Consider the following 26,169-nt stretch of genomic DNA (forward strand, 5'->3'; position numbering starts at 1 on the left):
GGGCGGAACCCTCAGCGGCGCTCCGCCCGGGGCAGAGCCCTCAGCGGGGCAGGACCTCGGGCTCGGGCCCCGTCGGCTCGGGCGGGTCGGTCCGCTCGGGCTCGGCCATCACCTCGGCGACCCGGGCGGCCCGCGCCGCGATCGTCTCCGGCGCGAGGGACAGGCCGTCGGGCCGGGAGCCGGCCACCAGCTCGTGGAGCGGGTGGATGCGCTGGCCGCCGGCCCGGTCGACGGTCACGGCCGTCCACTCCAGGTCGGTGACCCGGGCGGGGCCCTCCGGAGGCGCGGTGACCGTCGCAGTGACCATGGTGCCCGTGGCCGTCTCCATGGTGCAGCACGCGCTGTCCTGGTTGGAGATGAAGTTGCCCATCGACCACGCGACCCACATGCCCGTGCCGTCCGGCCCGCCGTCGAGCCGGGCCAGCGGCTGGGGGACGTGCGAGTGGTTGCCCAGGACGAGGTCGACCTGCCCGGACGCGGCGAGCTCGTCGCCGATGCGCAGCTGCTCCTCGATGGGGGCGTGGACGTACTCCGTGCCCCAGTGCATGCTCACCACGACGAGGTCGGCGCCGGCGGCCCGGGCGGCCCGCGCCTGCTCCACCAGCGCCCCGGTCTCCCCGGCAGCCGTGGTCGTGACGGCCCAGGGCGAGCTCGGCGGCGCGGGCAGGCCGTTGTCGAGCGTCGTCGCGGCGAGGTGGGCGACCACGACCTCCCGGCCGGCCCGCTCGAGGACGTAGAGCTGGGGCTCGGCCGCCTCCTCGGCGGTCCGCGCGGTGCCGACCGCCCCCATGCCCGCCGCCTCGAGCATGTCGAGGGTGTGGAAGACCCCGGCCGTGCCCCGGTCCATCGAGTGGTTGGTCGCCGTGGCGCACCCGTCCCACCCCAGCGACTCCAGGCCGGGGACCAGCTCCGACGGGGCGCCGAACATCGGGTAGGCCGTGACGGCCTCGCCCGGTGGGGCCAGCGGGACCTCGAGGGAGCACAGCGCGAGGTCGGCGCCCTCGGTCCACGGGCGCGCCGCGGCCATGAGCGGGGCGAAGTCGTACGTGCCGTCGGGGCGCTGGGCCATGCGGTTGACGGCCGCGTGGGGCAGGACGTCGCCGGCCGAGAGGATGGTGAGGACGGCCGGGTCCGCGGTGGTGGGCTCCGCGGTGGTGGGCGCCGGGGCCGGGGCGGTGCCCTGCACGGTCGGTGTCGCGGACGGCGTGGCCGCTGCGGTGGACGACGGGGCCGGCGGCGCGCCGTCGGGCTGCTGGCCGCTCAGGGCCGAGGTCGCGACCAGCACCGCCGTCACGGCGCCGGCTCCGAGGAGCGCCCCGGCCACCGGCAGGGCGCGACGGGGCCGCTCCTGACGGGCGTGCCGGGCGAACCCCATAGGCGAAGGATAGATCGCCCGGGCGCGCGCGACCGGGCGGGGTCCGGCGCGGCGCGTGACCGAGCGCTCTGCGGCCGCCCCGGTGGCCGCGGGGTCATAGGGTGGGGGCCGTGACCAACCCTTCGGCGACGCCCGCCCAGCCCGTGCCGCTGTGGAACATCGCGAACGTGCTGACGATGCTCAGGATCGTCCTGGTGCCGGTCTTCGCGTGGCTGTTCCTCCTCGACGGTGACGCCGCCCGCCTCTGGGCGACTGCCGTCTTCGCCGTCGCGGCGGCCACCGACAAGCTCGACGGGCACCTGGCCCGCAGCCGCGGTCTCGTCACCGACTTCGGCAAGCTCGCCGACCCCATCGCCGACAAGGCGCTGGTGATCACGGCCCTGGTGCTGCTGTCCCTCGACGGGCTGCTGCCCTGGTGGGTGACGGTCGTCATCGTCGTGCGGGAGCTGGGGATCACCGCGCTGCGCTCGTACCTCAAGCGCCGCGACTACGTCATGGCCGCCTCGCGCGGGGGCAAGCTCAAGACCACCCTGCAGGTCGTCTTCATCCTCATGCTGCTGGTGCCGTGGCACGCGTTCGTGCCCAGCGGGGTCGCGGACTTCATCGACCTGCTCGCGTGGATCGTCGTGCTGGCGACCGTGGCCGTGACCCTGCTCACCGGGATCGACTACGTCCTCAAGGCACTGCAGATCGTCCGCGGCCAGGAGCGGGCCGGCGAGCGGGACCCCTCGGCCTGACCGTGCGCACCCGCGGCCCGCACGCGCGCGCTCCGGCCGGCGCGGGGAGCACCGAGCGGCTGGTCCGTCTCCTCGCGGGGCGCGGGGCCACCCTCGCCGTCGCCGAGTCCCTCACGGGCGGGGCGGTCGCCGCCCGGCTGGTGACGGTGCCCGGGGTCTCCGGCGTCCTGCGCGGCGCCGTCGTGGCCTACGCCACCGACCTCAAGGCCGAGCTCCTCGGGGTCGATCCCGTGCTCCTCGCCGTGCACGGTCCCGTCCACCCCGAGGTCGCCCGTCAGATGGCCCGCGGGGTCGCGGCGCGGCTCGGTGCCTCGCACGCGCTGGCGACCACGGGCGTCGCCGGCCCGGGACCCGCCGACGGCCGGGCTGCCGGGACGGTGGTCGTGGCGGTCCACGGTCCCTCCGGCGAGCGCGTGCGGACCCTTGCCCTGGCCGGCACGCGGTCCGTCGTCCGCGAGGCTGCTCTACGTTGCGCCCTGGCCCTGCTCGCCACGGAGCTCGAGGGCGGGCGGCGGGGGGAACAAGGAGCCGGGTCCTGCCGTTGACAGAGGTGACGGCCCCGGACCCGGGGGCCGAGAACCGGTAGGTGAGGAACACGAGCCAGTACCAGTACCGCGGAGGCCACGCTGCCGGCACCGCCCGGCGCCCCGGTGGTCGTCCTGAAGGGGGCCGCCCCCAGAGGGTTGGCCAGCACCCTGTGCACGCGGCAGGGTACGGTAGAACGACGACGCCCGAGAGGGCAGGGGAGGAGGGCCGCACGATGATCCTGCTTCGACGCGAGATCGGTGACGTGCTGCGTGACGCGCGCCAGCGTCAGGGCCGCACCCTGCGTGAGGTCTCCTCCGCCGCGCGCGTGTCCCTCGGCTATCTCAGCGAGGTCGAGCGCGGCCAGAAGGAGGCCTCGTCCGAGCTGCTCGCATCCATCTGCGAGGCGCTCAACGTCCCCATGAGCTTCGTCCTCCGCGCGGTCTCGGACCGGGTCGCGGTCAGCGAGGGCGTCAACGTGCCGGACACCGTCCCCGAGGAGCTGCTCCGCCGGGAGAGCGCCCTGCAGCCGATCGGCTGATCCCGCGGGCCGGCCCCACCGACCGCGCGAACGACGCAGGAGATCCTGTCAGGCCTCGCCTGGCAGGATCTTCGGCGTCTCGGCGTCAGCGTGCGTCGGTGGCGGCCCGGCCGACGGGAACGGGCTGGCAGTGCGGGCAGTAGAACGCCCGTCGCGCCGTCGGGGCCCGTCCCACCTCGCCCAGCGCGACCGGGGTCCCGCAGCGCGGGCACGGTCGCCGGTCCCGGCCGTGGACGTTGGTGCTGCGGCGCGGGTCGTCGGTGGCTCGCGGGGTGCGCGCGGTGACCGAGCGCAGCATGAGGGCCCGGGCCGTCGCGACCACCGCGGCCGCGGTGTCGCCGAGGTCACCGGCGGGCGCCCACGGCGAGACCCGGTGCGCCCAGAGGCTCTCGGCCATGTAGATCGTCCCCAGGCCGGCGACGACGCGCTGGTCGAGGAGGACCTCGCCGACGTCGCGGTCGCCCTGGTCGAGGATCCGGCGCCCCGCCGCGGCGACGTCGAGGTCCGCGCCGAGGACGTCCGGCCCGAGGTGACCCACCACCCGGTGCTCCTCCACCGTGGGGACGAGGTTCATGAGGCCCAGGTCGATGCCCAGCGCGGTCCAGGCCGGGGTGCCCAGCACGGCCCGCACGCGGGGCGACCGGTCCACCCGTGACCTGCCGGCGGCGAGGTCGCCGGTGCGCACGATCCGCCACAGCCCGTCCATGCGCAGGTGCGTGTGGAGGGTGCGGCCGTCGTCGAGCCGCGTCAGCAGGTGCTTGCCGGCCGTGGCATGGCCCAGCACCCGGCGCCCGACGAGGTCGACCCCACCGAGGTCCGGCCAGCGCAGCTCGGCGCGAGCGAGGACCTGGCCGGCGAGCGCGGCGTCCAGGCGGCGGGCGACCCGCACCACGATGTCCCCCTCAGGCACCGGCGGCCCGCCTCGAGGACCGGGCCTGCCGCCAGGCCGGCACGTACAGCGGCGCACCCAGCAGCAGCGCGGCGGCGGCGATGAGCATCGCCAGCGAGAGCGAGGTGCCGTCGGCGACCGCGGTGAGCACGAGGATGCCCACGGCCCCCGCGGGCTGGGCGGCCATGGAGTTCAGGGACACCACGGTGGCCCGGTGCCCGGGGCCGACCTGGCGGTGCAGGAGGGTCATGTGCGCCGGGTTGGACGCGCCGTGGGCCACATAGGCCACAAGGTACGCGGCGACGATCCCGGCCACGCCCGCGACGAGCCCGATCCCGACGACGGCGATCCCCTGGAGGATCCGCAGCAGGGCGGCCGCCGGTGCCAGCCCGGTGCGCCGCGCGAGCGCCGGGAGGAGTGCCGCGCCGGCCGCGGAGACGAGCCACGCGGCCGACGTCGCGGGTCCGGTCAGCGCGGCCGCCGCCTCGGTGTCGCCGATCACCTCGGCGAGCCGGACCGGCGTGAGGCTCTCGAGCGCGGCGAGGCCGAAGCCCCAGGTGAGCTCGACGGCGACGAGAGCCGCGAGCACGGCGGAGCCGCGCAGGAGGCGGACGCCGTCGGCGACGGCCCGCGGCGTCGCCGACAGCGAGCGCCAGACCCGCCCACGCGGTTCCTCGACCAGCGCCACCGCGATGCCCACCACCGTGAGGACCTGGACCGTCAGCGCTGCCACGACCGGCACCGCGAGAGCCTCGACGCCGGGAAGCGGGTCCCAGGCGACCAGCGCGCCGCCCGCCAGGGCGCCGCCGGCGATCGCGACGCCGAGCACCGTCCCCTGGGCGCTGAGACCCTTCTCGATCGGCGCAGCCGGGTCCGCGGCCTGGACGGCGTCGACGTACCAGGCCTCGAGCGGGCCGCTGTCGAGCGCCCGGTGGACACCCTGGAGGGCCCAGACCACCGCGAACGCCGCGACCGTCTCCGCGGCGAGGAGGACCCCCAGGGCGACGGCGCCCACGAACGCGGCCAGGAGGAGCACCCGACGGCGGCCGAGCGAGTCGGCCAGCCCGCCGGTGGGCAGCTCGAGCGCCAGGACCACGGCGCCCTGGAGGGCCGCCACGGTGCCCACCTCGGTCAGGCTCAGTCCCCGCTCGAGGGGGAGCAGGACGGTGACCGGGATGACGAGCCCCACGGGGAGCCAGCGCAGGGCGCTGACGAGCAGGAAGCGGCGCGTGGCCGACCGGGGCGTCAGGGTCATGGTGGGTCGCCCTGGGGGAAGGCGTGCACCAGCCCGGTCTCGGCGAGCCGGATCGCGCGGGCGTCCGGGCGCAGGGTGCGAGGTCGGCTCACCCTGCGCACGATAGTTGTGCACGGAAAGTGTGTAACCGCTCCGTGCCATGATGAGGCGTGGCGAGGACCCCTTCCACCGTCGACCTCGTGCCGCTTCCGGTGGCTGCCCTGGCCGCACTGGCCGACGGGGACCTCGCGGCGGCCCGCGCCGCGTCCGGCCTGCCGCTGACGGAGTTCTTCCTCACGCCGCGCGCGGTGAGCCTGTGGCGGCTGCGGCTCGGCCAGATCCGGGAGGACCCCGAGGCCGCGGCCTGGGTGGCCCGCGCGGCGGTGCTGTCCCCGTCCGGCGAGGTGGTCGGGCACGCCGGCTTCCACGGACCGCCCGACGCTGCCGGGATGGTGGAGATCGGCTACTCGATCGCCCCGGCCTACCGCCGGCGTGGGCACGCCCGGGCCGCTGTGCGCGCCCTCCTGGCCCTGGCCGCGGCGGACCCGCGCGTGCGCACCGTCCGGGCCTCGATCAGCCCGGACAACGCCGCCTCCCTCGCCACCGTCGCACCGCTGGGCTTCGTCCGGGTCGGCGAGCAGTGGGACGACGAGGACGGCCTCGAGGTGGTCCTCGAGCGTCCGGTCCGCCCGGTGGGACCGGCGGATCGGCCGGACCGAGCCGGCCCTGCCGACGTCGGCCACGGCACGGGTCGCGCCGCCGGCGCCGATCGCACCGGTCCCGAGGTCGACGTCCTCGTCGTCGGTGCCGGCCCGACCGGCCTCGCGCTGTGCGCCCAGCTGCTCGCGCACGGCGCGCGCGTGCGACTGGTCGACCGGGGCGCCGACCGTGCGCACGAGTCCCGTGCGCTCGCGGTCCAGCCGCGGACGATGGAGGTCCTCGCCCCGCTGGGGATCACGGCCGCGCTCGTGGCCGAGGGCAACCCGGCGGTGCGGCTGGCCGTCCACCTCGGACGCCGCACGGCCGTCGTGCCGCTGTCGGGGACGGGACTGGACACCCCGTACCCGTTCCTGCTCTTCCTCTCCCAGGCCCGCACCGAGCAGGTCCTCATCGACCACCTCGCCGGGGGCGGTCTGGCCCCCGAGCGCGAGGTCGAGCTGACGGGCCTCAGTGCGGGTGCCCGGGGGGTGACCTGCCGGCTGCGCGGGCCGGACGGCGAGGAGCAGGTGGTCCGGGCGGGGTACGTCGTGGGCTGCGACGGTGCCCGGAGCACCGTGCGAGACCTCGCCGGCATCGCCTTCCTCGGCGAGCGCTACCCGCAGTCCTTCGTCCTGGCCGACGTCGCGGCCGACGGCCCGGCCCCCGGGGCGGCGCACGCCTACGTGGGCCGCGACGGGATGCTCCTGATGTTCCCGATCGAGCAGCCCGCCCCGTGGCGCATCGTGGCCATGCGGCGTGCGGGTGCGCCCCACGGTGCCGAGGTCACCCTCCCCGAGGTCCAGGCGCTGGTGGACGCGCACACCAGCGGCGTACGGCTCCACGACCCCGTCTGGCTCTCGGCGTTCGGGCTGGCGCGCCGGCGAGCGAGCCGGCTGCGGGCCGGCCGCGTGCTCCTGGCCGGGGACGCCGCCCACGTCCACAGCCCGGCCGGCGCCCAGGGCATGAACACCGGGATCCAGGACGCGGTCAACCTCGGGTGGAAGCTCGCGCTGGTCGCAACGGGGCGGGCGGCACCGGACCTGCTCGACACGTACGAGGCCGAGCGGATGCCCGTCGCGCGCCGCGTGCTGCGGATGACCGACCGTGCCTTCACCGTCGCCACCTCGACCGCCCCCGCGGTGCGGCTGGCCCGGGCCCACGTGGCGCCGCGGCTGCTGGCCGTGGTGCTGCGCGCCCGTCGCGTGCCGGCCCTCGGCTTCAGGGTGGTCGCCCAGCTGACGATCTCCTACCGGGGCAGCCCCCTGGCAGGCGACCCCACCCGCCATCACCAGCGAGCGTGGGGCGGGCCGTCGGGGCGACGTCTCCGGGCCGGGGACCGGCTCCCGGTAGTCCCGCTCGTGGGCGGGGGCCCGGCCACGCTCCACGGGGCGCTGGCCCGCCCGGCGTTCCATCTCCTGCTCGCCGGGCGCCCGGTGCGGCCTGACGGCGACCACGGCCCGGCCCCGGGCGACCTCGGCGGCCTCGGGGGTCTGGTGCGCCGCGGCGACCTGCGGGTGCTGCACGTCGTCGGTCCCGGCGCGCAGCGACCGACCCTGGCCGAGCCGGACGTGCTGGTGGTGCGGGACGGAGCCGACCTCGAGCGGCTCGGGCTGGCGCGCCCCGACGGTGCGCTGCTGGTCCGCCCCGACGGGCACCTGGCCCACCGTGGCGCGTCGGCGGGGGCGCGAGCGTGGCTGGCGAGGTGGCTGCGGCCGTAGGGCCTCAGCGCCGGGCGGGTGCGACGCGCAGCCGCAGGCCCTTCGGGGTGGGGCCGAAGCCGGCCCCGGCCAGGGCGAGCCCCAGCGGCCCCTGGCTCTCGAGGGCGCCGACGCCGTCCACCTGACGAAGCGTGAGAGCCCCGAGCGCACCCGTGCCCGCCACCTGGGCCAGCGCCTCGGCCGCGGGAACGAGCAGCTCGTCGTCGTCGGTGAAGGACAGCAGGGTGCGCCCGCCCCTCTCCACGTACAGGGTCATCGTCCCGTCGACGAGGACGACGACCGCCCCGGCCTTGCGCCCGGGCCGGTGCCCCTCGCCCGCGCTCGTCGGGGGCCACGCCAGCGCGGCGCCGTAGGGGTTGGCGGGGTCGGTGGCGGCGAGGAGGTGGACCCGCGGCGCGGGCTGCCGGCCCGGGTCGTCCGCGGCGGAGCGCCGAGCGGCGACCTCGGCGGCGTCGCCGCGGAGCCGGTCCACGACCTCCGGCAGCGCGAACTGTGCCGCACCCAGACCCTCGACGAGGTAACCGCGGCGCACCTGGCCCGAGTCCTCGAGGTGGCGCAGCACCTGGTAGGCCGCGCTGAACCCGCCGGGCAGGTCCTCCAGGCCCGCGGCGCCGCGGACCAGGACGCCGTGCCGCTCGAGCAGGGCGAGGGTGAGGGCGGTCGCCCGGCGCGTGCGCTCGTCGGCGGGCTCGGTGGGCTCGGCGGCGCCGAGGTCTCCCGGCCGGACGAGCGACCACCGGCCGGCCGCGGCCGGCGGCTGCGCCCCACCCGGCCGGCTCCCCGCGACCGCCACCCTCGACAGGGCCGAGCGGCGCAGGGACGCGCCGGGCCGCATCGACCGGGCGCGCGCCGGCACGCGCGCGGCGGTGTGGCTGGGACGCCCGCCACCGAGCCGCGCGCGCACGGGGGCGAGCGTGTCGTTGGTCACGAGGCCGGCCCACACGAGGTCCCAGAGCGCGTCGAGGACCTCCGCGGGCGCCGCGGCGACGGGACCCTCCGGGAGCAGCTCGCGGAAGAAGCGGCCCCCGCCGGCCGCGAGGACCGTGCGGAGGTGCTCGTGGACCTCGCCCAGCGGGACGTCACCGGGAGCTGGTGCGAGGTCGGCGACGGCGTCGGCCGGCAGGAGGGTGAGCTGACCGTCCACGCCGGGCAGGGCCCCGGCCCCCACCCACAGCACCTCCCCGGCACTGGTGAGCTCGTCGAGCATCGCCGGGGTGTAGTCCCGCACCCGGGCGGGCAGGACCAGGGACTCCAGCGCCGACGCCGGCAGACGGGCGCCGGCGAGCTGGTCGACCACGGCGAGGACGCCGTCCGTGCCGCGCAGGTCGGGGCGCGAGCCGACGGGCGCCACGTGCTGCCAGCGGGGACCGAAGACGGCGAGGGTCTGCGGGGCCACGGGCTCGACCTCGCTGCGCAGGTGGGCGAGGGTCCGTCGCCGGATCCGTCGCATGACCTCGGCGTCGCAGAACTGCACGGCGACGTCCTCGCCCGGGACGAGGCGGCCCGTGACGACGACGGCTGTGCGCACCAGCTCAGCGAGGACGGGCGCCACCGCTCCCGGCGCCAGGCCCAGCCGTGCACCCACCTCCGCGGCGGTGAAGGGACCGTGCGTGCGGGCATGACGGCGGACGAGGTCGCCGAGCGGGTCGGGCACGGGGGCGAGGACGGCGTCGGGCAGACCGAGCGGCAGCGCTGTGCCGAGGGCGTCACGCAGCCGGCCGGCGTCCTCGGTGACCGCCCACTGCTGGGTGCCCGCCACCCGGACGGCCATGACACGCCGCTCCGCGACGAGCGTGTCGAGCCACCCGGGCACCGCGGCGGGATCGGCCGCGCGGAGGGTGAGGTCGGGCGTGGACACCGGACCGAGCCGGCGGACGAGGTCGACCAGGCCCTCGGCGTCCTTCGCCCGGGTGTTCTCCGTGCGGAGCCCCACCTCGGCGGAGACCTCCGCGACCGCCGCCGGGTCGAGGAGGTCCGCGAGGTCGCCCAGCTCGGAACCGACGAGCTCGGCCATGAGGGCCGGGTCCAGCGCCAGGGCGGCCGCGCGCCGCTCGGCCAGGGGTGCGTCGCCGTCGTAGAGGAACTGGGCGACGTAGCCCATGAGGAGGGACCGGGCGAAGGGCGACGGGCCGGGGGTGGAGACCTCCACGAGGCGCACCTCCCGTGCCTCGACCCGGCGCATGAGCTCGGTGAGGGCGGGCACGTCGAAGTCGTCCTGGAGGCACTCGCGCACGGCCTCGAGCACGATGGGGAAGTCGGGGAAGCGGGCCGCGACGGCGAGGAGCTGGGCGGCGCGGTGACGCTGCTGCCACAGCGGCTGGCGCCGGTCCGGCCGGCGGCGCGGCAGCAGCAGCGCCCGGGAGGCGCCCTCGCGGAACCGGGCGGCGAAGTGCGCCGACCCGGTCAGCGCCGCCACCACGGAGCCGGAGACCTCCGCCGGGTCCAGGAGGAGGTCGGCCAGGTCCAGCGGCCCGCCGTCGCCGGCCTCAATGTCGGGCAGGCGCAGGACGATGCCGTCGTCGGCGGGGGAGGCGTTGACGTCCATCCCGGTCGACTCCTGGAGCCGGGCGGCCAGGACCATCGCCCACGGCGCGTGCACGCGCGCGCCGTAGGGGCTGTGGATGACGACCCGCCAGTCCCCGAGCTCGTCGCGGAACCGCTCGACGACGATCGTGCGGTCGTCGGGCAGGGTCGCGGTCGCCTCCCGCTGCTCCGCCAGGTAGGCGAGCACGTTCGTCCGCGCCCACGGGTCCAGCCCGGCCTCGTCGAGCGACCGGTCGGCACCGCCGTCGTCGAGGTGGGCGAGCAGGTCGCGCGTGGTGGCCCCGAGGGCGCGGCCCAGCTCGGCCGGGCGCCCCGGGGAGTCACCCTTCCAGAAGGGCAGGCGGCCCGGCTGCCCGGGGGCCGGGGTGACCAGGACCCGGTCCGGCGTGATGGCCTCGATCCGCCACGTGCTCGTGCCCAGGGTGAACGTGTCGCCCACCCGCGACTCGTAGACCATCTCCTCGTCCAGCTCGCCGACACGGCGCCCCCCGCCCCGCGCGCCCGCGGTGACCGCGGACCCGCTCGCAGACCCGTCCTGGGCGGGAGGGCCGCCCGCGAGGTAGACGCCGAACATGCCCCGGTCGGGGATGGTCCCGCCCGAGGTCGCCGCCAGGCGCAGGGCCCCGGGGCGGGCGCGCAGCGTGCCGGTGGTGCGGTCCCAGACGACGCGGGGTCGCAGCTCGGCGAAGTCCTCGCTGGGGTAGCGGCCCGCGAGCATGTCCAGGACGGCGGTGAGCGAACGCTCCCCGAGCGTCGCGAACGGGGCCGCCCGGCGGACGAGGGCGGTGAGGTCCGCGACGGCGAGGTCCTCCACGGCGAGCATCGCCACGACCTGCTGGGCGAGGACGTCCAGCGGGTTGGCCGGGACGTGGATCTCCTCGATGAGCCCGGACCGTGCGCGGGCGGCGGTGACCGCCGACGGGAGCAGCTCGCCGCGGTGGGTGGGCAGGACGACGCCGTGGGAGACCGCGCCCACCTGGTGGCCGGCGCGGCCGATGCGCTGCAGGGCCGAGGCCACCGAGGGCGGCGCCCCGACCTGGATGACGAGGTCCACCGCGCCCATGTCGATGCCGAGCTCGAGGGAGGACGTCGAGACCACGGCGCGCAGCGTGCCCGACTTCAGGGCCGTCTCGGTCCGAACCCGCTCCTCCCGGCTCATCGAGCCGTGGTGCGCGCGGGCGATGACCTCCTCGGCGGGCAGGGCGGTGCCGGACTGCCCGGGCGCGGCGGCCGCCCACGCACCGCCCTGGTCGTCGAGCACCGCCAGCCCGCCGGCCCCGCTGCGGCGGGCCGACCACTCCTCGTTCAGCCGCGCGGTCAGCCGCTCGGCGGAGCGCCGGGAGTTGGTGAACACGATGGTGCTGCGGTGCGCGGCGACGAGGTCGACGACCCGCTCGGTCAGGTGCGGCCACACCGAGGGGCGGGACAGCTCGGGCAGGGCACCGGCCGCATCCCCGGACAGGTCCGGCTCCCCGGCCGACGCGGGACCACCGATCCGCCCGCCGCCGGCGCCGTCGTCCGGCCGCGGAGGTGTGCGCAGGGGCGTCGCCGCCGGGTCGGCGAGGTCCTCGACCGGCACCACGACGTCGACGCGCAGCTCCTTGGTGGACCCGGGCTCGACCACCCGCACGGGCCGGCCGCCGTCGGCCAGCGGGCGGTGACCGGCGAGGAAGGTGCCCACCGTGCCGACGGGCCGGACGGTGGCCGAGAGGCCCACGCGCTGGACCGGGGCGGGCAGCATCGCGTCGAGCCGTTCCAGGCTCACCGCCAGGTGCGCCCCGCGCTTGGTGCCGGCCACGGCGTGGACCTCGTCCAGGATGACGGTGCGCACCCCGCTCAGCCCCTCCCGGGCCGAGGAGGTCAGGACGAGGTAGAGCGACTCCGGGGTCGTGATGAGGATGTCCGGCGGACGGGTGCCCAGGCGCCGGCGCTCGGCCGCCGGGGTGTCGCCGGTGCGCACGCCCACCCGTACGTCGGCCACCGGCCGGCCGAGCCGCGCCGCCGCCTGCGAGATGCCCACCAGCGGCGAGCGGAGGTTGCGCTCGACGTCGGCGGCCAGGGCCTTGAGGGGGGAGACGTAGAGCACCCGGCACCGCTCCTGGGGCTCGGGGACCTCCCCGGTGAGCATCTGGTCGATCGCCCAGAGGAACGCCGCGAGCGTCTTGCCCGAGCCCGTGGGGGCGACGACGAGGGCGTGCTCGCCCGAGGCGATGGCCTCCCACGCGCCCGTCTGCGCCGCCGTCGGCGCCGCGAAGGCGCCGTCGAACCACGCCTGGGTCGGCTCGGAGAACGGCACGAGCGTCATTGTGCCGTCCGCCGCCGACATCGCGCCCGGCGGGGCGCCGGGCGGCGTGGGAGGGTGGGGGCGTGAAGCACTCGGAGTTCTGGCAGGTCCTCGAGGCGACGTTCGGTGCCGGCCACGGCCGCTCGGTCGCCGAGGATCTCGTCCTCGCCGCGCTCGGCGGTCGCACCGCGGCCCGGGCGCTGGCCGACGGCGTCGCGCCCCGCGCCGTGTGGGACGCCGTCTGCGACGAGATGGAGCTCGACGACGCGACCCGCTGGCGTCACCGCCGGGAGCCGCGCAAGGACCGCTCGGCCTGACCGGCGGGTCACGCCTGCCCGTCCCGGGCCGGAGTCGTGGGGCGTGGACGTGCGCCGCGGTGACGCGCGGGCTCCGGGTGAGGTCCTGGGGTCCGGGTGAGGTCGGGGCTTCCGGGGTGAGGTCGCCGGTGCGGGGCCGCTGACTCGACCCGGTCGCTGCTGACTCACCCCGGGAGCGCGTGACGCACCGCGACCGCCGGCCCTCCGACGACCGACTCACCGGACGCGCCGCGCCCGGACCTGCCCGACGCCGGCCCGTGCGCGCGACGCCGTCGGCGTGTCTAGGCTCGTGAGCACGGACCGCCCGGCCGGGCGGCGGGAGACGAGGAGTGACCGTGAGCGCCGTGGACGACATCATCGGGCAGATCCCCATGGCCGACCTGGCCGGGCGCCTGGGCGTGGACGAGGCGACGGCGGAGAAGGCCGCCCGTCAGGCCCTGCCCGCGCTCCTGGGGGGCATGCGGGCCAACGCCGCCGACCCCGCCGGTGCGGCCTCCCTCGGCGCCGCGGTCGAGCGTCACCCCGCCTCGCTCGTCGAGGGCGGGGTGGACCTGGACGAGGTCGACACCGCGGACGGGGAGAAGATCGTGCGGCACGTCTTCGGGGACCGCACCGACGACGTCACCGGGCGCCTGGAGGAGGCCGCCCCGCTCCGCGGTGCGGCCACCCTCGGCGCGGGCGGGCTCGGTGCCGCCCCTCTCGGTGGTGCCGGTGGGCTCGGCGGAGGCGCGCTCGTCGCCAGGCTGCTGCCGATCCTCGCGCCGATCGTCATGTCCTACCTCGCCAGGCGGATGGGCGGCCAGGAGGGCGGCGGGCGGGGCCCTTCGGGCGGCGGGCTCGACCAGATCCTCGGCGACCTCCTCGGCGGCTCCGGCGGCGGGGGAGGCCTCGGCGGGCTCGGCGGTCTCCTCGACGGTCTGCTCGGCGGCGGCCGGCGCTGACACGCGGCGTGTCGGAGCTGGCTTCGAACAACCGTTCGTCGTAGGGTCTTCCCAGGCGCCGACGGCGGCGGGTTTCCACAGGAGTGCGAGGGCCCGCTGACGGATGTCAGTGGTCGGGCATAGCGTCGCCAGCAGGTAGCCGTCCGGAGAGGGCGGGCCCTGCCACAGACCAGCCCTGTCCGATCCGAACGGGCCGCCCATCGGGGCGCCCGTGCACCGAGAGGTGAGTTGACATGCCCGCTCCCGTAGCAGACCGCAGCAAGGCCCTGGAGGCCGCGCTCAGCCAGATCGACCGCCAGTTCGGCAAGGGGTCGGTCATGCGCCTGGGTGACGACACCCGGCCCAAGGTCCAGGTGATCCCCACAGGGTCGGTCGCCCTCGACGTCGCGCTGGGCATCGGCGGGCTGCCGCGCGGCCGCGTCGTGGAGATCTACGGCCCGGAGTCCTCCGGCAAGACCACCGTGGCCCTGCACGCCGTCGCCAGCGCCCAGCGCGCCGGCGGCATCGCCGCGTTCATCGACGCCGAGCACGCCCTCGACCCCGAGTACGCCAAGAAGCTCGGCGTGGACACCGACGCCCTCCTCGTCTCCCAGCCGGACACCGGTGAGCAGGCGCTGGAGATCATGGACATGCTCATCCGCTCCGGGGCGCTGGACATCGTCGTCATCGACTCCGTCGCCGCCCTCGTGCCCAAGGCGGAGATCGAGGGCGAGATGGGTGACTCCCACGTGGGCCTCCAGGCCCGCCTCATGTCCCAGGCGCTGCGCAAGATCACCGGTGCGCTCTCGGCCTCGGGGACCACGGCCATCTTCATCAACCAGCTGCGCGAGAAGATCGGGGTGTTCTTCGGCTCGCCCGAGACCACCACCGGCGGCAAGGCGCTGAAGTTCTACGCCTCGGTCCGCCTCGACGTGCGCCGCATCGAGACCCTCAAGGAGGGCTCCGACGCGGTGGGCAACCGCACCCGCGTCAAGGTGGTCAAGAACAAGATGGCCCCGCCGTTCAAGCAGGCCGAGTTCGACATCCTCTACGGCCAGGGCATCTCCCGTGAGGGCGGGCTCATCGACCTCGGCGTCGAGAACGGCATCGTGCGCAAGTCCGGCGCCTGGTACACCTACGAGGGCGACCAGCTCGGGCAGGGCAAGGAGAAGTCCCGCCAGTTCCTCAAGGACAACCCCGAGCTCGCCGAGGAGATCGAGAAGAAGATCCTCACCAAGCTCGGGATCGGCGAGGCGGTGGCAGAGGTGCCGGCCGACGTCGACGAGGTCGCGGTCGACTTCTGATCCGATGACCGACCCCACCCCGCGGCGGCGTGGCGGGCGGCGACGGGCCGAGCTCGAGCCCCCGCCCGCCGGCTCCGCCGCGCAGGACCGTGAGCCCGACGCCGAGGAGGTGGCGCGGACGATCGCCCTGCGCCAGCTCACCGCCGCGCCGCGCAGCCGCGCCCAGCTCGAGGTCGCGATGGCCCGGCGCGACGTCCCGGAGGACGTCGCGGGCCGGGTGCTCGACCGGTTCACCGAGGTCGGGCTCGTCGACGACGGCGCCTACGCCGAGATGCTCGTGCGCACCCGCCACGCCGAGCGGGGCCTCGCCCGCCGCGCCCTGGCCGAGGAGCTGCGGCGCAAGGGCATCGCGCCCGACGTGGCGGCGGGTGCCCTCGAGCAGGTGGACGACGCCGACGAGGAGGCCGCCGCCCTGGCGCTCGTGCGCAAGAAGGCGCGCTCGACGCGCGGGCTCGACGCACAGGTCCGGCGCCGGCGCATGGCAGCGCTGCTCGGCCGCAAGGGCTTCCCGGCGGGAGTCGCGATGCGCGCGGTCGAGACCGTCCTCGCCGAGGAGGAGTAGAGCGCCCAGGCGTCGGGACGCCGGGCCGGGCGGTGCAGGGCCGGGCGGTGCCGGGCCGGGCGGTGCCGGGCCGGGCGGTGCCGGGCCGGGCGGCCGGGTCAGGTTCTCCGCGCCTCAGGAGGTCCGGGCGGCGAGGGCGTCGTTGATGTCGGCGGTGAGGCGTACGTCGACGGCGACCAGCCGGCCGTCGAGCTCGCGCACCGGTGCGGCCAGCCGGGTGCTGCTCATGAGCCAGAGGGCGTCGGCGTCCGCGAGCTCGGCCACCCGCACCGGACGGGTGCGGGTGGCCGCGCCACGCGCGGCCAGGAGCTCGAACGCGTCGGCCTGCGTGGTGCCCGGCAGGATCCCGGCCTCGACCGGCGGGGTGACCAGCTCTCCGCCGAGCCGCAGCACGACCGTCGAGGTGGGGCCCTCGAGCACGTAGCCGTCGGTGCTGGTGAAGACGACGTCGTCGGCCCCGCGACGCTGCGCCTCGCGCAGGGCCGCCCGGTTGAGTGCGTAGGACAGCGACTTCGCGCCCTGGAGGAGCCATGGTGCGGAGGTCGTGACGTCCGAGGCGTACCCCCGCGTGAGCGTCACGACCGCGATGCCGTCGGTGCGTTCGGGCCAGTCGCGGCTCACCTCGCCGTACGCCCATCCGGTGGCGCGGTCGGCCCCCTCCGGACCACGGGTCAGGACCAGCTTGCACCACGACGACGGGGCGGCCGCGAGGGCGTCGGCCACCTCCAGCGTGGCGGCGCGGAAGACGCCGAGGTCCGGCGGCGGCAGCTCCAGGAGCGTGGCGGAGCGTGCGAGGCGCGCGAGGTGGGCGTCGAGGGCCTGGGGCCGGCCGGCGGCGATCCCCACCGTCTCGAAGACGCCGTCGCCGCGGGTGATGCCGAGGTCGGTCACGAGGATGTGCGGCTCGTCGGCGGGCACCCGGCGCAGCGGCCGGTCGGGGTGACCGTGGCGGGGCTCGTCGATGAGGACGAGCACGCCCGGGGTGCTCACGCCCTCGTCCTCACGTGCGGCTCCGGGGCATCGGCGTCTCCATCTCGATGGAGGGCTCCTGGATCGTGGCGCCGCCCGCGACCCGGTTGTCCAGGCGGCGTGCGACCCGCTCGGCCACCGTCGTGAGGGTGTAGTTGATGGCGATGAACAGCACCGCGGCCACGATGAGGGCCGGCAGCAGGTTGGCGTTGGAGGACCCGAGCAGCCGGGCCTGCCGCAGCAGCTCGGCGTAGTTGATGAGATAGCCCAGGCCCGTGTCCTTGAGGATGACGACGAGCTGGCTGATCATCGAGGGCATCATCGCGATGAGCGCCTGCGGCAGCTCCACCAGACGCAGGCTCGCGGCCGGCGTCAGCCCGATCGCGAGGCCGGCCTCGCGCTGCCCGCGGGGCAGGTTGTGGACGCCGGAGCGGACGAGCTCGGCGATGACCGAGCCGTTGTACAGGGTCAGCGCGACGACGACCCCGTAGAAGGCCGGGTCGCCGACGGCGCCGGAGAAGGCGAAGACGTTGTAGAAGAACAGCATCATGATGAGGACCGGCACGGCGCGGAAGAACTCCACGACCGCCCCCGAGACCCAGCGCAGCGCCGCGTGCTCGGAGAGCCGGCCCAGGCCGAAGAGGAGGCCGAAGACGTTCGCGGTGACGATCGCGATGGCCGCCGCCTTGAGGGTGGCGACGAGGCCAGGGAGGAGGTAGTTCTCCCACGCCGACGCGGTGGCGAAGGGCTCCCACTTCGTCGCCGTGAGCTGGCCCTGCCGGGCCAGGCCCCACACCACCCAGGCGAGGACGCCCAGGACGACGAGGACGCCGACGACGTTGACGGCCATGATGCGGCGCCGGCCGCGCGGCCCCGGCGCGTCGAAGATCACCGAGCTCATCGGGCCACCCCCAGCCGGCGGGACAGATGGGTCGTGACCAGGCCGGTCGGCAGCACGATCGCCACCCAGCCCAGCGCGATGATGAGGAAGATCGCCACCGCCAGGTCGGGCCGGAACTCCATCATCGTGTTCATCACCGACGCGGCCTGGACGACGCCGGCCGCCTGGGCGACGGTCGTGTTCTTGGCCAGGGCGATGAGCGTGTTGCCCAGCGGTGCGATCGCCCCGCGGAAGGCCTGCGGCAGGATGATCAGCCGCATCGTCGCGCCGAAGCCGAGGCCGATCGCGCGGGCGGCCTCGGCCTGCCCGGCCGGGACGGTGTTGACGCCGGAGCGCAGCGCCTCGCAGACGAAGGCCGCGGTGTAGACCGACAGTCCCAGCACCGCCAGGCGGAAGCTGTTGGTGGCAATGAAGTCGCCGCTGTCGCGCCCGGCCAGCTCCACCCCCAGCTGGCCCCACAGGCCCAGGGAGGCGGCGAGGATGATGAGCGTCAGGGGGATGTTGCGCACGGTGTTGACGTACGCGGCGCCGGCCCAGCGCAGGCTGGGGGCGGGGGAGACGCGCATGACCGCCAGCACCGTCCCCAGGACGAACGCGAACAAGGCGGACCACAGGGTCAGGCGGACGTTGACGAGGAACGCGCCGAGGATGTCGTACGAGCCCAGCAGCTCGCCCATGTCGGCGAGGTATCCGCTCACCCGGTCCTCCTTCGTGGGTCGAGGGGCCGCTCAGGGCCCGGACGGGTGCGCCGGGACGCGACTGGCGTCCCGGCGCACCTCTCCTCGGTCAGGCGCAGCCGTCGACCTCGGGCGGGTTGAGGCTCGCGTCGGGGGTGAACCCCTCAGGGGTGTGCTCGGCGAGGAGCTCCTCCCACGTGCCGTCCTCGATCATCTCGGTGATGGCGGCGTTGACGTCCTCGCAGACGTCGTTCTCCTTGGGCAGACCCACGCCGTAGTTCTCCTCGGAGAAGGTGTTGCCCACGACCTTGAACTGGCCCTCGTACTGGTCCTGCGCGGCGAAGCCGGCGAGGATGATGTCGTCGGTCGTCACGGCGTCGACCGTGCCGGCGCTGAGGAGCTCGACGCACTCGGAGTAGGTCTGCGCCGGGTAGAGCTCGACGTCCTCGGCGTACTCGTCACGGATGCGCTCGGCGGACGTGGAGCCCTCGACGGAGCACAGCACCTTCCCGGACAGGGCCTCGGGGCCGGTGATCTCCTCGTCGTCCGCCGCGACCAGGAGGTCCTGACCGGCGACGAAGTACGGTCCGGCGAAGGCGACGCGCTCCTTGCGGGCGTCGGTGATCGAGTAGGTCGCGAAGATCATGTCGACCGAGCCGTTCTCCAGCAGCGTCTCGCGCTGGGAGGAGATCGACTCGACGAACTCGATCTGGTCCTCGGAGTAACCCAGCTTGTCGGCGACGTAACGGGCGACGTCGACGTCGAAACCGGTGTACTCCGCGCCCTCCTGCAGGCCCAGGCCGGGCTGGTCGAACTTGATGCCGATGGTGACGCCCTCGCCACCACCGTCCCCGCCCGCCGCGGAGGTCTCCTCGGCGCCGCCACCCTCGGCGGGCTCGTCGTCGCCCCCGCCGCCGCAGGCGGCCAGGGTCAGAGCCGCGGCCAGGCTCAGGGCGATTGCTGTGCGCGTGCGTCGCATGTCGTCTCCTCTTCTCGTTCCCCGGGTGGGGCCGTGCGGATGGTCAGTGGCTGAGCAGCTTGGACAGGAAGTCCTTCGCCCGCTCGGAGCGGGGGTTGGTGAAGAACTCCTCGGGGGTGGCCTCCTCGACGATCTGGCCGGCGTCCATGAAGATCACGCGGTCGGCGGCCTTGCGGGCAAACCCCATCTCGTGGGTGACGACGATCATCGTCATCCCCTCACGGGCGAGGGAGGTCATGACGTCGAGGACCTCGGTGATCATCTCCGGGTCGAGCGCGGAGGTCGGCTCGTCGAAGAGCATGACCTTGGGCCGCATGGCCAGCGCCCTCGCGATCGCGACGCGCTGCTGCTGCCCGCCGGAGAGCTGGGCGGGGTGCTTGCCCGCCTGGTTGGCGACCCCGACCCGCTCGAGGAGGTCCATCGCCTGCTTCTTCGCCTCGTGACCCTTGAGGCCGCGGACCTTGGTGGGACCGAGGGTGACGTTCTCCAGGATCGTCTTGTGGGCGAAGAGGTTGAACGACTGGAAGACCATCCCGACGTCGGCCCGCAGCCGGGCGAGGTCCTTGCCCTCGGCGGGCAGCTCCTTGCCGTCGATGGAGATGGTGCCGGAGTCGATCGGCTCCAGGCGGTTGATGGCCCGGCACAGGGTGGACTTGCCCGACCCGGACGGACCGATGACGACGACGACCTCGCCCCGGCGCACCGTCATGTCGATGTCCTTGAGGACGTGCAGCTCGCCGAAGTGCTTGTTGACGTCGGTGAGGACGACGAGCGGTCCGCCGAGGCGCTCGGCGTTCTCGGTCGCCGCGGGGGGGTCGTGCGGGTGGGCCATGGGCGTCAACCTAGCTACGGATTGATTCGTCGTCGGTGACGAGTCGGTAACAGTCTGGCCACAATAGCGCGTCTTGACCCGCAGTTGACCTGGCCTTTCGGACTTTTCCGCGTCGCGGCCCGGGCCCTCCGGTCACGCCGGCGCTCGCCGTCCGGAGGGCTGTCGCTCGCGCCGAGCCGTCCGGCTACCGGGGACGGCGGTAGAACGGCCCGCGGACGACGTCGTACGGCTGGGCGCGGCCGCGCACGTCGACCTCGACCGCGGTGCCGACCGCCGCGTGGGCGGGGTCGACGTAGGCGAGGGCGACGGGCCGACCCAGGGTGGGGCTCGGCGCGCCGGAGGTGACCTCCCCGACGACGGTCCCGCCGGCCAGGACCGGGTAGCCGGCCCGGCCGGCCCGGGGCCCGCGGCCCTCGAGGGCGACGAGGACCCGGCGCGCACCGGCCTCGTGGGCGGTGCGCGCGGCCTCGAGCGCCTCCCGTCCCACGAACGCCGGCTTCGTCAGGTCGACCACCGCGCCGAGGCCCGCCGCGAAGGGGTCGGTGCTGCGCGTCAGCTCGTGCCCGTACAGCGGCATCCCGGCCTCCAGGCGCAGCGAGTCTCGGGCGGCCAGACCCGCGGGGACGAGACCGGCGGGGGCCCCGGCCTCGAGGAGGGCGCGCCACAGCACCACCGCCGCGTCGTCGTCGGCCACGAACAGCTCGAAGCCGTCCTCGCCGGTGTACCCCGTGCGGGCGAGCAGGACCTCCACGCCGGCCACCGGCAGCTCGGTCGCCGCGTAGTAGCGCAGGTCCGCGACCTCGGCCCGGTGCTGCGCGGGCACCAGGGCCGCGACGACGCCTGCGGCGGCGGGGCCCTGGACGGCGACGAGGGAGGTGGCGGCCGACGCGTCGTCGACCGTGACGTCGAAGCCCTCGGCGCGGCGGGCGAGCTCGGCGGCCACGACGGCGGCGTTGCCGGCGTTGGGGACGACGAGGAACCGGTCCTCGGCACGGCGGTAGGTGATGAGGTCGTCGACGATGCCGCCGTCCTCGGCGCACAGGAGGGAGTACCCCGCCCGGCCCACGGCGACGGCCGAGAGCCTCCCGACCAGCGCGTGGTCGAGGAACGCCGCGGCCCCGGGCCCGCCCACCCACACCTCGCCCATGTGGCTGAGGTCGAACAGGCCGGCGGCGCGGCGCACCGCGTGGTGCTCGGCCAGCTCGGAGGCGTACTTCAGCGGCATCTGCCAACCGCCGAAGTCGGTGAAGGACGCCCCGAGGGCGGCGTGCTCGGCGTGCAGGGCGGTGCGGAGGTCGCTCATGGCACTGACCCTCTCAGGAGTAGGACGTCAGGGGCGGGCAGGAGCACACGAGGTTGCGGTCGCCGTGCGCGCCGTCGATGCGCCCCACCGGGCTGAAGTACTTGTCGTGTCGCAGTGCGGGCAGGGGGAAGACCGCCCGCTCCCGGCCGTAGGGCCGGTCCCACTCCCCGACGAGGTCGGCGGCGGTGTGCGGGGCGAGGCGCAGCGGGCTGCGTGCGACCGGGACCTCGCCGGCGGCGACCTGGTCGATCTCGGCGCGGATGGCCACCATGGCGTCGACGAAGCGGTCGAGCTCGCCCCGGTCCTCGCTCTCGGTGGGCTCGACCATGAGGGTGCCGGGCACCGGGAAGGCGAGCGTCGGGGCGTGGAACCCGTAGTCGATGAGGCGCTTGGCCACGTCCTCGGCGGTCACCCCCGTCCGGGCCGTGAGCTCGCGCAGGTCGAGGATGCACTCGTGGGCGACCAGGCCGCCCGCGCCGGTGTACAGCACCGGGAAGGACGCGTCGAGGCGGCGGGCCACGTAGTTCGCCGTGAGGAGCGCGCCCTTCGTCGCCGTGGTGAGGCCCTCGCCGCCCAGGAGGGCGATGTACGCCCAGGAGATCGGCAGCACCCCGGCGGAGCCGAACCTGCTCGCCGAGACCGGTGCCCCGCCGCCGGCGGCCTCGTCGGTGGGGTCGCCGGGGAGGAAGGGCACGAGGTGCTCGCGCACCGCGACCGGGCCGACCCCCGGACCGCCCCCGCCGTGGGGGATCGCGAAGGTCTTGTGGAGGTTGAGGTGGGACACGTCCCCGCCGAACGCACCCGGCTGGGCCAGGCCCACGAGCGCGTTGAGGTTGGCGCCGTCGATGTAGACCTGGCCGCCGGCGGCGTGCACGGCGTCGCACACCTCGCGCACGTCGCCGTCGTAGACGCCGTGCGTGGAGGGGTAGGTGATCATGATCGCGGCGAGGTCCTGGGCGTGCGCCTCGATCTTGGCGCCCAGGTCGGCGTGGTCGATGGTGCCGTCCGCGGCCGTGGCGACGACGACCACCTTCATGCCTGCCAGCACCGCGGAGGCTGCGTTCGTGCCGTGGGCGGAGGCGGGGATGAGGCAGACGTCGCGTGCCCCCTGCCCGCGCGCACGGTGGTAGCCGCGGATCGCCAGGAGGCCGGCCAGCTCGCCCTGGGAGCCGGCGTTGGGCTGGACCGAGACCCGGTCGTAGCCGGTGATGACAGCCAGCCGCTCCTCGAGGTCGGCGATGAGCGCGCGCCAGCCCTCGGTCTGCGCGTCCGGGGCGAAGGGGTGGACGGCCGCGAAGGCCGGCCACGTCATCGCCTCCATCTGCGCGGTGGCGTTGAGCTTCATCGTGCACGAGCCGAGCGGGATCATCGTGCGGTCCAGCGCCAGGTCCTTGTCGGCGAGGCGCCGGAGGTAGCGCAGCATCTGCGTCTCGGACCGGTGGCGGTGGAAGGTCGGGTGGGTGAGGAAGGCCGACGTGCGGGTCAGCGCCGGGTCGAACGCGACGCCCCCGTCGAGCCGGGCCCGGGCGGCGGGCACCGCGGCGGCGGCGTCGTCCACCCCGACGGCCGCCGCGACGGCGACGAGGTGCTCCTCGGTCGTGGTCTCCGCGCAGGACACGCCCACGTGGTCGGGCCCCACGGCGCGCAAATTCACCCCGGCGGTCTCGGCGGCGGCGACCACCGCGGGCCCGCGGCCGGGCACGTGGACGGTGAGGGTGTCGAAGTAGGAGTCGTGGACGAGCTCGACGCCGTGGGCGCGCAGGGTCTCGGCGAGGGTGCGGGCGGCGTCGTGGGCGTGCCGGGCGATGGCGCGCAGCCCCTCGGGGCCGTGGTAGACGGCGTACATGCTCGCCGCCACCGCGAGGAGCGCCTGCGCGGTGCAGATGTTGGAGGTGGCCCTCTCCCGGCGGATGTGCTGCTCGCGGGTCTGCAGGGCGAGGCGGTAGGCGGGCTCGCCGGCGGAGTCGCGCGAGACCCCCACGAGCCGGCCGGGCAGGTTGCGCTCCAGCCCGGAGCGGACCGCCATGTACGCCGCGTGCGGCCCGCCGAAGAACAGGGGCACGCCGAAGCGCTGGCTGGAGCCGACGGCGATGTCCGCGCCCTGCTCCCCGGGCGGGGTGATGAGGGTCAGGGCGAGGAGGTCGGCGGCGACGGTGACCATCGCGCCGCGGCCCTTCGCCTCGGCGACGACGGCGGAGACGTCCCACACCCGACCGGAGGCGCCGGGCTGCTGGAGGACCACCCCGGCGAGGTCGCCGTCGGGCAGGCCCGCGGAGAGGTCGGAGACGACGACGTCGATGCCCATCGCCGCGGCCCGGCCGCGGACGACGGCGACGGACTGGGGGAGCAGGTCGGCGTCGAGGACCACGGCGCCGTCGGCGTGGGCCCGGTTCGCCCGCCGCATGAGGAGCACGGCCTCGGCGACGGCGGTCGCCTCGTCGAGCAGGGACGCGTTGGCGACCGGCAGGCCGGTGAGGTCCTCGACCATGGTCTGGAAGTTCAGCAGCGCCTCGAGCCGGCCCTGGGAGATCTCCGGCTGGTACGGGGTGTAGGCGGTGTACCAGGCGGGGGACTGCAGCACGTTGCGCTCGATCACCGGCGGGGTGATCGTCTCGTGGTAGCCCTGACCGATCATCTGCACGCGCACCGTGTTGCGTGCCGCCAGGGCGCGCAGGTCGGCGAGAACCTCGCTCTCGGAGCGCGCCGGCGGCAGGTCGAGCGGACGCTGCTGGCGGATCCCCGCGGGGACGGCCGCGTCGGCGAGGGCGTCGAGGTCGGGCAGCCCCAGCGCGTCGAGCATCACGGCCACGTCGTCCGGCCCGGCCCCCACGTGCCGGCGGAGGAAGTCCGCGCCGCGGTCCGCGGCGGTGGTCGGGGTGGTGTGCTCGGTCATGGGTGGCTCCCGGGTCGGGGGCGCGCGGGCGCGCCGGCGTCGAGGTCCTCCCCGCTCTGTCACGTGACCTGAGAGATTTCCGGGCCGCGGCCCGGTTGCCCCGTCGGTGAGCGCCGCCCGGCCGGCCGCGCTGCTCTCCAGAGGTGCCTGACCGCGGCGGTGTGGGTGCCTGAGAGATTCCTGGGAGGAGTTGCTCCTACGGCGCCCGCACGGGTGCTGCGGGACTCTCCCGCCGCGGGTCGTCGGCGTGTGCAGTTGTCGCGGCGGCGGTCCCGCCGTGCCCGAGTCTCCCACGTCGGGCCCGGCCCCGGGGACCGCCGTCCACCGGTGCCTAGACTGGGCCATCATGACTGCCGCTCCGCCCGCCCACGCCCTCACGCCGCCCGGCCCCGCAGCAGGTCCGGCGGCCCCCGCACCGGCGGCCGCCGCGGCGCCGCGCACCTACCTCGTGCGCACCCTCGGCTGCCAGATGAACGTCCACGACTCCGAGCGGCTCGCGGGCATGCTCGAGGAGCGGGGCTACGTCCCCGTGGCGGAGGTCCCCGAGGCTGCCGCCCGGGCCACCGACGCCGGCGACGGCGGCGCGGACGTCGTCATCATCAACACCTGCTCCGTGCGCGAGAACGCCGCCACCCGGCTCTTCGGCAACCTCGGCCAGCTCGCCTCGGTCAAGCGCGGCCGGCCAGGGATGCAGATCGCCGTCGGCGGGTGCCTCGCGCAGCAGATGCGCACGGGCATCGTCGAGAAGGCGCCGTGGGTCGACGTCGTCCTGGGCACCCACAACCTCGACGTGCTCCCGGCCCTGCTCGAGCGGGCCCGGCACAACGCCGAGGCCCAGGTCGAGATCGAGGAGTCCCTCAAGGTCTTCCCCTCCACCCTGCCCACCCGCCGCGAGTCCGCCTACGCCGCGTGGGTGTCGATCTCGGTGGGCTGCAACAACACGTGCACCTTCTGCATCGTCCCGCACCTGCGCGGCAAGGAGCGCGACCGCCGGCCGGGCGAGGTCCTGGCCGAGGTCGGCGCCGTCGTCGGGCAGGGCGCGATCGAGGTGACGCTGCTGGGCCAGAACGTCAACAGCTACGGCGTCGGCTTCGGCGACCGGGGGGCCTTCGCCAAGCTCCTGCGCGCGACGGGCCGGATCGAGGGCCTCGAACGGGTCCGGTTCACCTCCCCGCACCCCGCGGCGTTCACCGACGACGTCATCGCCGCCATGGCAGAGACCACCAACGTCATGCCGTCCCTGCACATGCCGCTGCAGTCCGGATCCGACGCCGTGCTCCGGGCGATGCGCCGGTCCTACCGCTCGGACCGCTTCCTGGGCATCCTCGACCGGGTGCGGGCGGCCATCCCCGACGCCGCGATCACCACCGACATCATCGTCGGGTTCCCGGGCGAGACCGAGGAGGACTTCCAGGCCACGCTCGACGTCGTCGCGGCGTCGCGGTTCTCCTCGGCGTTCACCTTCCAGTACTCCCCGCGCCCGGGCACCCCCGCGGCGGACCGGGACGACCAGGTGCCCGCCGACGTCGTCACCGAGCGCTACCAGCGCCTGGCCGCCCTCCAGCAGCGCATCTCCACCGAGGAGAACGAGGCGCAGGTCGGCCGCACCGTCGAGGTGCTCGTCGCCGAGGGAGAGGGGCGCAAGGACGGCGCCACCCACCGCGTCACGGGCCGCGCCGCGGACAACCGCCTCGTCCACGTCGCCCTGCCCGTCGACCTGGCGGAGGCGGACCGGCCGCGCCCGGGCGACATGCTCACCGCGACCGTCACGCACGGGGCGCCGCACCACCTCGTGGCGGACTCCGCCCTCGCGGGCGGCACCTACGCGATGCGGCGCACCCGGGCCGGCGACGCCTGGGCGCGCCGGGCCGGGCTCGCCGAGGAGCCGCACGGGCACGGCGAGCCGGCCCCCGCCGGACCCGTCAGCCTCGGCATCCCCGTCCGGCGCCGCTGAGTCGTCCGCGAC

The 26,169-nt window shown here is 75.6% G+C and carries 20 protein-coding genes and 2 riboswitches; of the genes, 9 read left to right on the forward strand and 11 right to left on the reverse strand.

Annotated features, from left to right (window positions below):
- Positions 1 to 40: 40 nt before the first annotated feature.
- Positions 41 to 1,375, reverse strand: a complete 1,335-nt coding sequence (locus tag EDD32_RS11820; RefSeq protein WP_123917725.1) for a CapA family protein — start codon at positions 1,373 to 1,375, stop codon at positions 41 to 43.
- 110 nt (positions 1,376 to 1,485) lie between these two features.
- Between EDD32_RS11820 and pgsA the strand changes: the two genes are divergently transcribed.
- The 3 genes from pgsA to EDD32_RS11835 all read left to right on the forward strand — a co-directional run bounded on the left by pgsA (position 1,486) and on the right by EDD32_RS11835 (position 3,178).
- Positions 1,486 to 2,112: a CDP-diacylglycerol--glycerol-3-phosphate 3-phosphatidyltransferase gene (gene pgsA, locus EDD32_RS11825; RefSeq protein ID WP_246006107.1), complete on the forward strand. Its 627-nt coding sequence runs from the start codon at positions 1,486 to 1,488 to the stop codon at positions 2,110 to 2,112.
- 2 nt (positions 2,113 to 2,114) lie between these two features.
- Positions 2,115 to 2,657, forward strand: a complete 543-nt coding sequence (locus EDD32_RS11830) for a CinA family protein (RefSeq protein WP_211338808.1) — start codon at positions 2,115 to 2,117, stop codon at positions 2,655 to 2,657.
- Between the two features lie 215 nt (positions 2,658 to 2,872).
- On the forward strand, positions 2,873 to 3,178 hold the full coding sequence (locus tag EDD32_RS11835; protein WP_123917727.1) for a helix-turn-helix domain-containing protein: 306 nt from the start codon (positions 2,873 to 2,875) through the stop codon (positions 3,176 to 3,178).
- 85 nt (positions 3,179 to 3,263) lie between these two features.
- Here EDD32_RS11835 and EDD32_RS11840 read toward each other — a convergent pair whose 3' ends face one another.
- Together EDD32_RS11840 and EDD32_RS11845 are read right to left on the reverse strand one after the other, a co-directional pair.
- The gene (locus EDD32_RS11840) at positions 3,264 to 4,088 is read right to left on the reverse strand and encodes a DNA-formamidopyrimidine glycosylase family protein (RefSeq protein WP_123917729.1); all 825 of its coding nucleotides are present in this window, start codon (positions 4,086 to 4,088) and stop codon (positions 3,264 to 3,266) included.
- On the reverse strand, positions 4,081 to 5,322 hold the full coding sequence (locus EDD32_RS11845) for an MFS transporter (protein ID WP_123917731.1): 1,242 nt from the start codon (positions 5,320 to 5,322) through the stop codon (positions 4,081 to 4,083). Before EDD32_RS11845 ends, EDD32_RS11840 begins: the two co-directional genes overlap by 8 nt.
- A 149-nt stretch (positions 5,323 to 5,471) precedes the next feature.
- Between EDD32_RS11845 and EDD32_RS11850 the strand changes: the two genes are divergently transcribed.
- Positions 5,472 to 7,718, forward strand: a complete 2,247-nt coding sequence (locus EDD32_RS11850) for a GNAT family N-acetyltransferase (RefSeq protein ID WP_123917733.1) — start codon at positions 5,472 to 5,474, stop codon at positions 7,716 to 7,718.
- A 4-nt stretch (positions 7,719 to 7,722) separates the two neighbouring features.
- On the opposite strand, the gene EDD32_RS11855 is transcribed toward EDD32_RS11850, so the two are convergent.
- A complete protein-coding gene (locus tag EDD32_RS11855; RefSeq protein ID WP_123917735.1) occupies positions 7,723 to 12,567 on the reverse strand; it encodes a DEAD/DEAH box helicase in 4,845 nt (1,614 codons plus the stop codon).
- Positions 12,568 to 12,629: 62 nt separating this feature from the next.
- Between EDD32_RS11855 and EDD32_RS11860 the strand changes: the two genes are divergently transcribed.
- The 4 genes from EDD32_RS11860 to EDD32_RS11875 all read left to right on the forward strand — a co-directional run bounded on the left by EDD32_RS11860 (position 12,630) and on the right by EDD32_RS11875 (position 15,649).
- Positions 12,630 to 12,863, forward strand: coding sequence for a DUF3046 domain-containing protein (locus EDD32_RS11860; protein WP_123917737.1), 234 nt, complete (start codon positions 12,630 to 12,632; stop codon positions 12,861 to 12,863).
- A gap of 335 nt (positions 12,864 to 13,198) precedes the next feature.
- Positions 13,199 to 13,804, forward strand: coding sequence for a DUF937 domain-containing protein (locus EDD32_RS11865; RefSeq protein ID WP_123917739.1), 606 nt, complete (start codon positions 13,199 to 13,201; stop codon positions 13,802 to 13,804).
- 233 nt (positions 13,805 to 14,037) lie between these two features.
- Complete coding sequence (gene recA, locus EDD32_RS11870) at positions 14,038 to 15,087, forward strand: recombinase RecA (RefSeq protein WP_123917741.1); 1,050 nt, start codon at positions 14,038 to 14,040, stop codon at positions 15,085 to 15,087.
- A 4-nt stretch (positions 15,088 to 15,091) separates the two neighbouring features.
- Complete coding sequence (locus tag EDD32_RS11875) at positions 15,092 to 15,649, forward strand: regulatory protein RecX (RefSeq protein WP_123917743.1); 558 nt, start codon at positions 15,092 to 15,094, stop codon at positions 15,647 to 15,649.
- A gap of 114 nt (positions 15,650 to 15,763) precedes the next feature.
- Here the strand turns inward: EDD32_RS11875 and EDD32_RS11880 are convergent, their stop codons facing one another.
- From EDD32_RS11880 to gcvP, 7 genes are all read right to left on the reverse strand, one after another.
- Positions 15,764 to 16,639, reverse strand: a complete 876-nt coding sequence (locus EDD32_RS11880; RefSeq protein WP_123917745.1) for an aminotransferase class IV — start codon at positions 16,637 to 16,639, stop codon at positions 15,764 to 15,766.
- A 10-nt stretch (positions 16,640 to 16,649) separates the two neighbouring features.
- Positions 16,650 to 17,519: an amino acid ABC transporter permease gene (locus EDD32_RS11885; protein ID WP_123917747.1), complete on the reverse strand. Its 870-nt coding sequence runs from the start codon at positions 17,517 to 17,519 to the stop codon at positions 16,650 to 16,652.
- Positions 17,516 to 18,196 (reverse strand): amino acid ABC transporter permease, encoded by a 681-nt coding sequence (locus tag EDD32_RS11890; protein ID WP_123920504.1) that lies wholly within the window; start codon positions 18,194 to 18,196, stop codon positions 17,516 to 17,518. The genes EDD32_RS11885 and EDD32_RS11890 overlap by 4 nt, the downstream gene beginning before the upstream one ends.
- Positions 18,197 to 18,305: 109 nt before the next feature.
- Complete coding sequence (locus EDD32_RS11895) at positions 18,306 to 19,175, reverse strand: glutamate ABC transporter substrate-binding protein (RefSeq protein WP_123917749.1); 870 nt, start codon at positions 19,173 to 19,175, stop codon at positions 18,306 to 18,308.
- A 43-nt stretch (positions 19,176 to 19,218) separates the two neighbouring features.
- Positions 19,219 to 20,007: an amino acid ABC transporter ATP-binding protein gene (locus EDD32_RS11900; RefSeq protein ID WP_123917751.1), complete on the reverse strand. Its 789-nt coding sequence runs from the start codon at positions 20,005 to 20,007 to the stop codon at positions 19,219 to 19,221.
- 184 nt (positions 20,008 to 20,191) lie between these two features.
- A complete protein-coding gene (gene gcvT / locus EDD32_RS11905) occupies positions 20,192 to 21,310 on the reverse strand; it encodes a glycine cleavage system aminomethyltransferase GcvT (protein ID WP_123917753.1) in 1,119 nt (372 codons plus the stop codon).
- Positions 21,311 to 21,323: 13 nt separating this feature from the next.
- The gene (gene gcvP / locus EDD32_RS11910) at positions 21,324 to 24,203 is read right to left on the reverse strand and encodes an aminomethyl-transferring glycine dehydrogenase (protein WP_123917755.1); all 2,880 of its coding nucleotides are present in this window, start codon (positions 24,201 to 24,203) and stop codon (positions 21,324 to 21,326) included.
- A gap of 54 nt (positions 24,204 to 24,257) precedes the next feature.
- Positions 24,258 to 24,346: riboswitch (glycine riboswitch) on the reverse strand.
- A gap of 4 nt (positions 24,347 to 24,350) precedes the next feature.
- Positions 24,351 to 24,445, reverse strand: a riboswitch (glycine riboswitch).
- A gap of 104 nt (positions 24,446 to 24,549) precedes the next feature.
- On the opposite strand from gcvP, the gene miaB reads away from it, so the two are divergent.
- Positions 24,550 to 26,157: a tRNA (N6-isopentenyl adenosine(37)-C2)-methylthiotransferase MiaB gene (miaB, locus tag EDD32_RS11915; RefSeq protein WP_123917757.1), complete on the forward strand. Its 1,608-nt coding sequence runs from the start codon at positions 24,550 to 24,552 to the stop codon at positions 26,155 to 26,157.
- The last annotated feature ends 12 nt before the right edge of the window (positions 26,158 to 26,169 follow it).

It is taken from the genome of Georgenia muralis (genome assembly GCF_003814705.1).
Classification (GTDB): domain Bacteria; phylum Actinomycetota; class Actinomycetes; order Actinomycetales; family Actinomycetaceae; genus Georgenia; species Georgenia muralis.

Excerpts from the sequence above, each read along its gene's own strand:
- EDD32_RS11835 (WP_123917727.1), top strand. The coding sequence starts at position 2,873 with ATGATCCTGCTTCGACGCGAGATCGGTGACGTGCTGCGTGACGCGCGC.
- EDD32_RS11900 (WP_123917751.1), bottom strand. The coding sequence starts at position 20,007 with ATGGCCCACCCGCACGACCCCCCCGCGGCGACCGAGAACGCCGAGCGC.
- EDD32_RS11885 (WP_123917747.1), bottom strand. The coding sequence starts at position 17,519 with ATGAGCTCGGTGATCTTCGACGCGCCGGGGCCGCGCGGCCGGCGCCGC.
- EDD32_RS11845 (WP_123917731.1), bottom strand. The coding sequence starts at position 5,322 with ATGACCCTGACGCCCCGGTCGGCCACGCGCCGCTTCCTGCTCGTCAGC.
- EDD32_RS11875 (WP_123917743.1), top strand. The coding sequence starts at position 15,092 with ATGACCGACCCCACCCCGCGGCGGCGTGGCGGGCGGCGACGGGCCGAG.
- recA (WP_123917741.1), top strand. The coding sequence starts at position 14,038 with ATGCCCGCTCCCGTAGCAGACCGCAGCAAGGCCCTGGAGGCCGCGCTC.
- EDD32_RS11895 (WP_123917749.1), bottom strand. The coding sequence starts at position 19,175 with ATGCGACGCACGCGCACAGCAATCGCCCTGAGCCTGGCCGCGGCTCTG.
- EDD32_RS11855 (WP_123917735.1), bottom strand. The coding sequence starts at position 12,567 with ATGACGCTCGTGCCGTTCTCCGAGCCGACCCAGGCGTGGTTCGACGGC.
- miaB (WP_123917757.1), top strand. The coding sequence starts at position 24,550 with ATGACTGCCGCTCCGCCCGCCCACGCCCTCACGCCGCCCGGCCCCGCA.
- gcvP (WP_123917755.1), bottom strand. The coding sequence starts at position 24,203 with ATGACCGAGCACACCACCCCGACCACCGCCGCGGACCGCGGCGCGGAC.
- EDD32_RS11890 (WP_123920504.1), bottom strand. The coding sequence starts at position 18,196 with ATGGGCGAGCTGCTGGGCTCGTACGACATCCTCGGCGCGTTCCTCGTC.
- EDD32_RS11820 (WP_123917725.1), bottom strand. The coding sequence starts at position 1,375 with ATGGGGTTCGCCCGGCACGCCCGTCAGGAGCGGCCCCGTCGCGCCCTG.
- gcvT (WP_123917753.1), bottom strand. The coding sequence starts at position 21,310 with ATGAGCGACCTCCGCACCGCCCTGCACGCCGAGCACGCCGCCCTCGGG.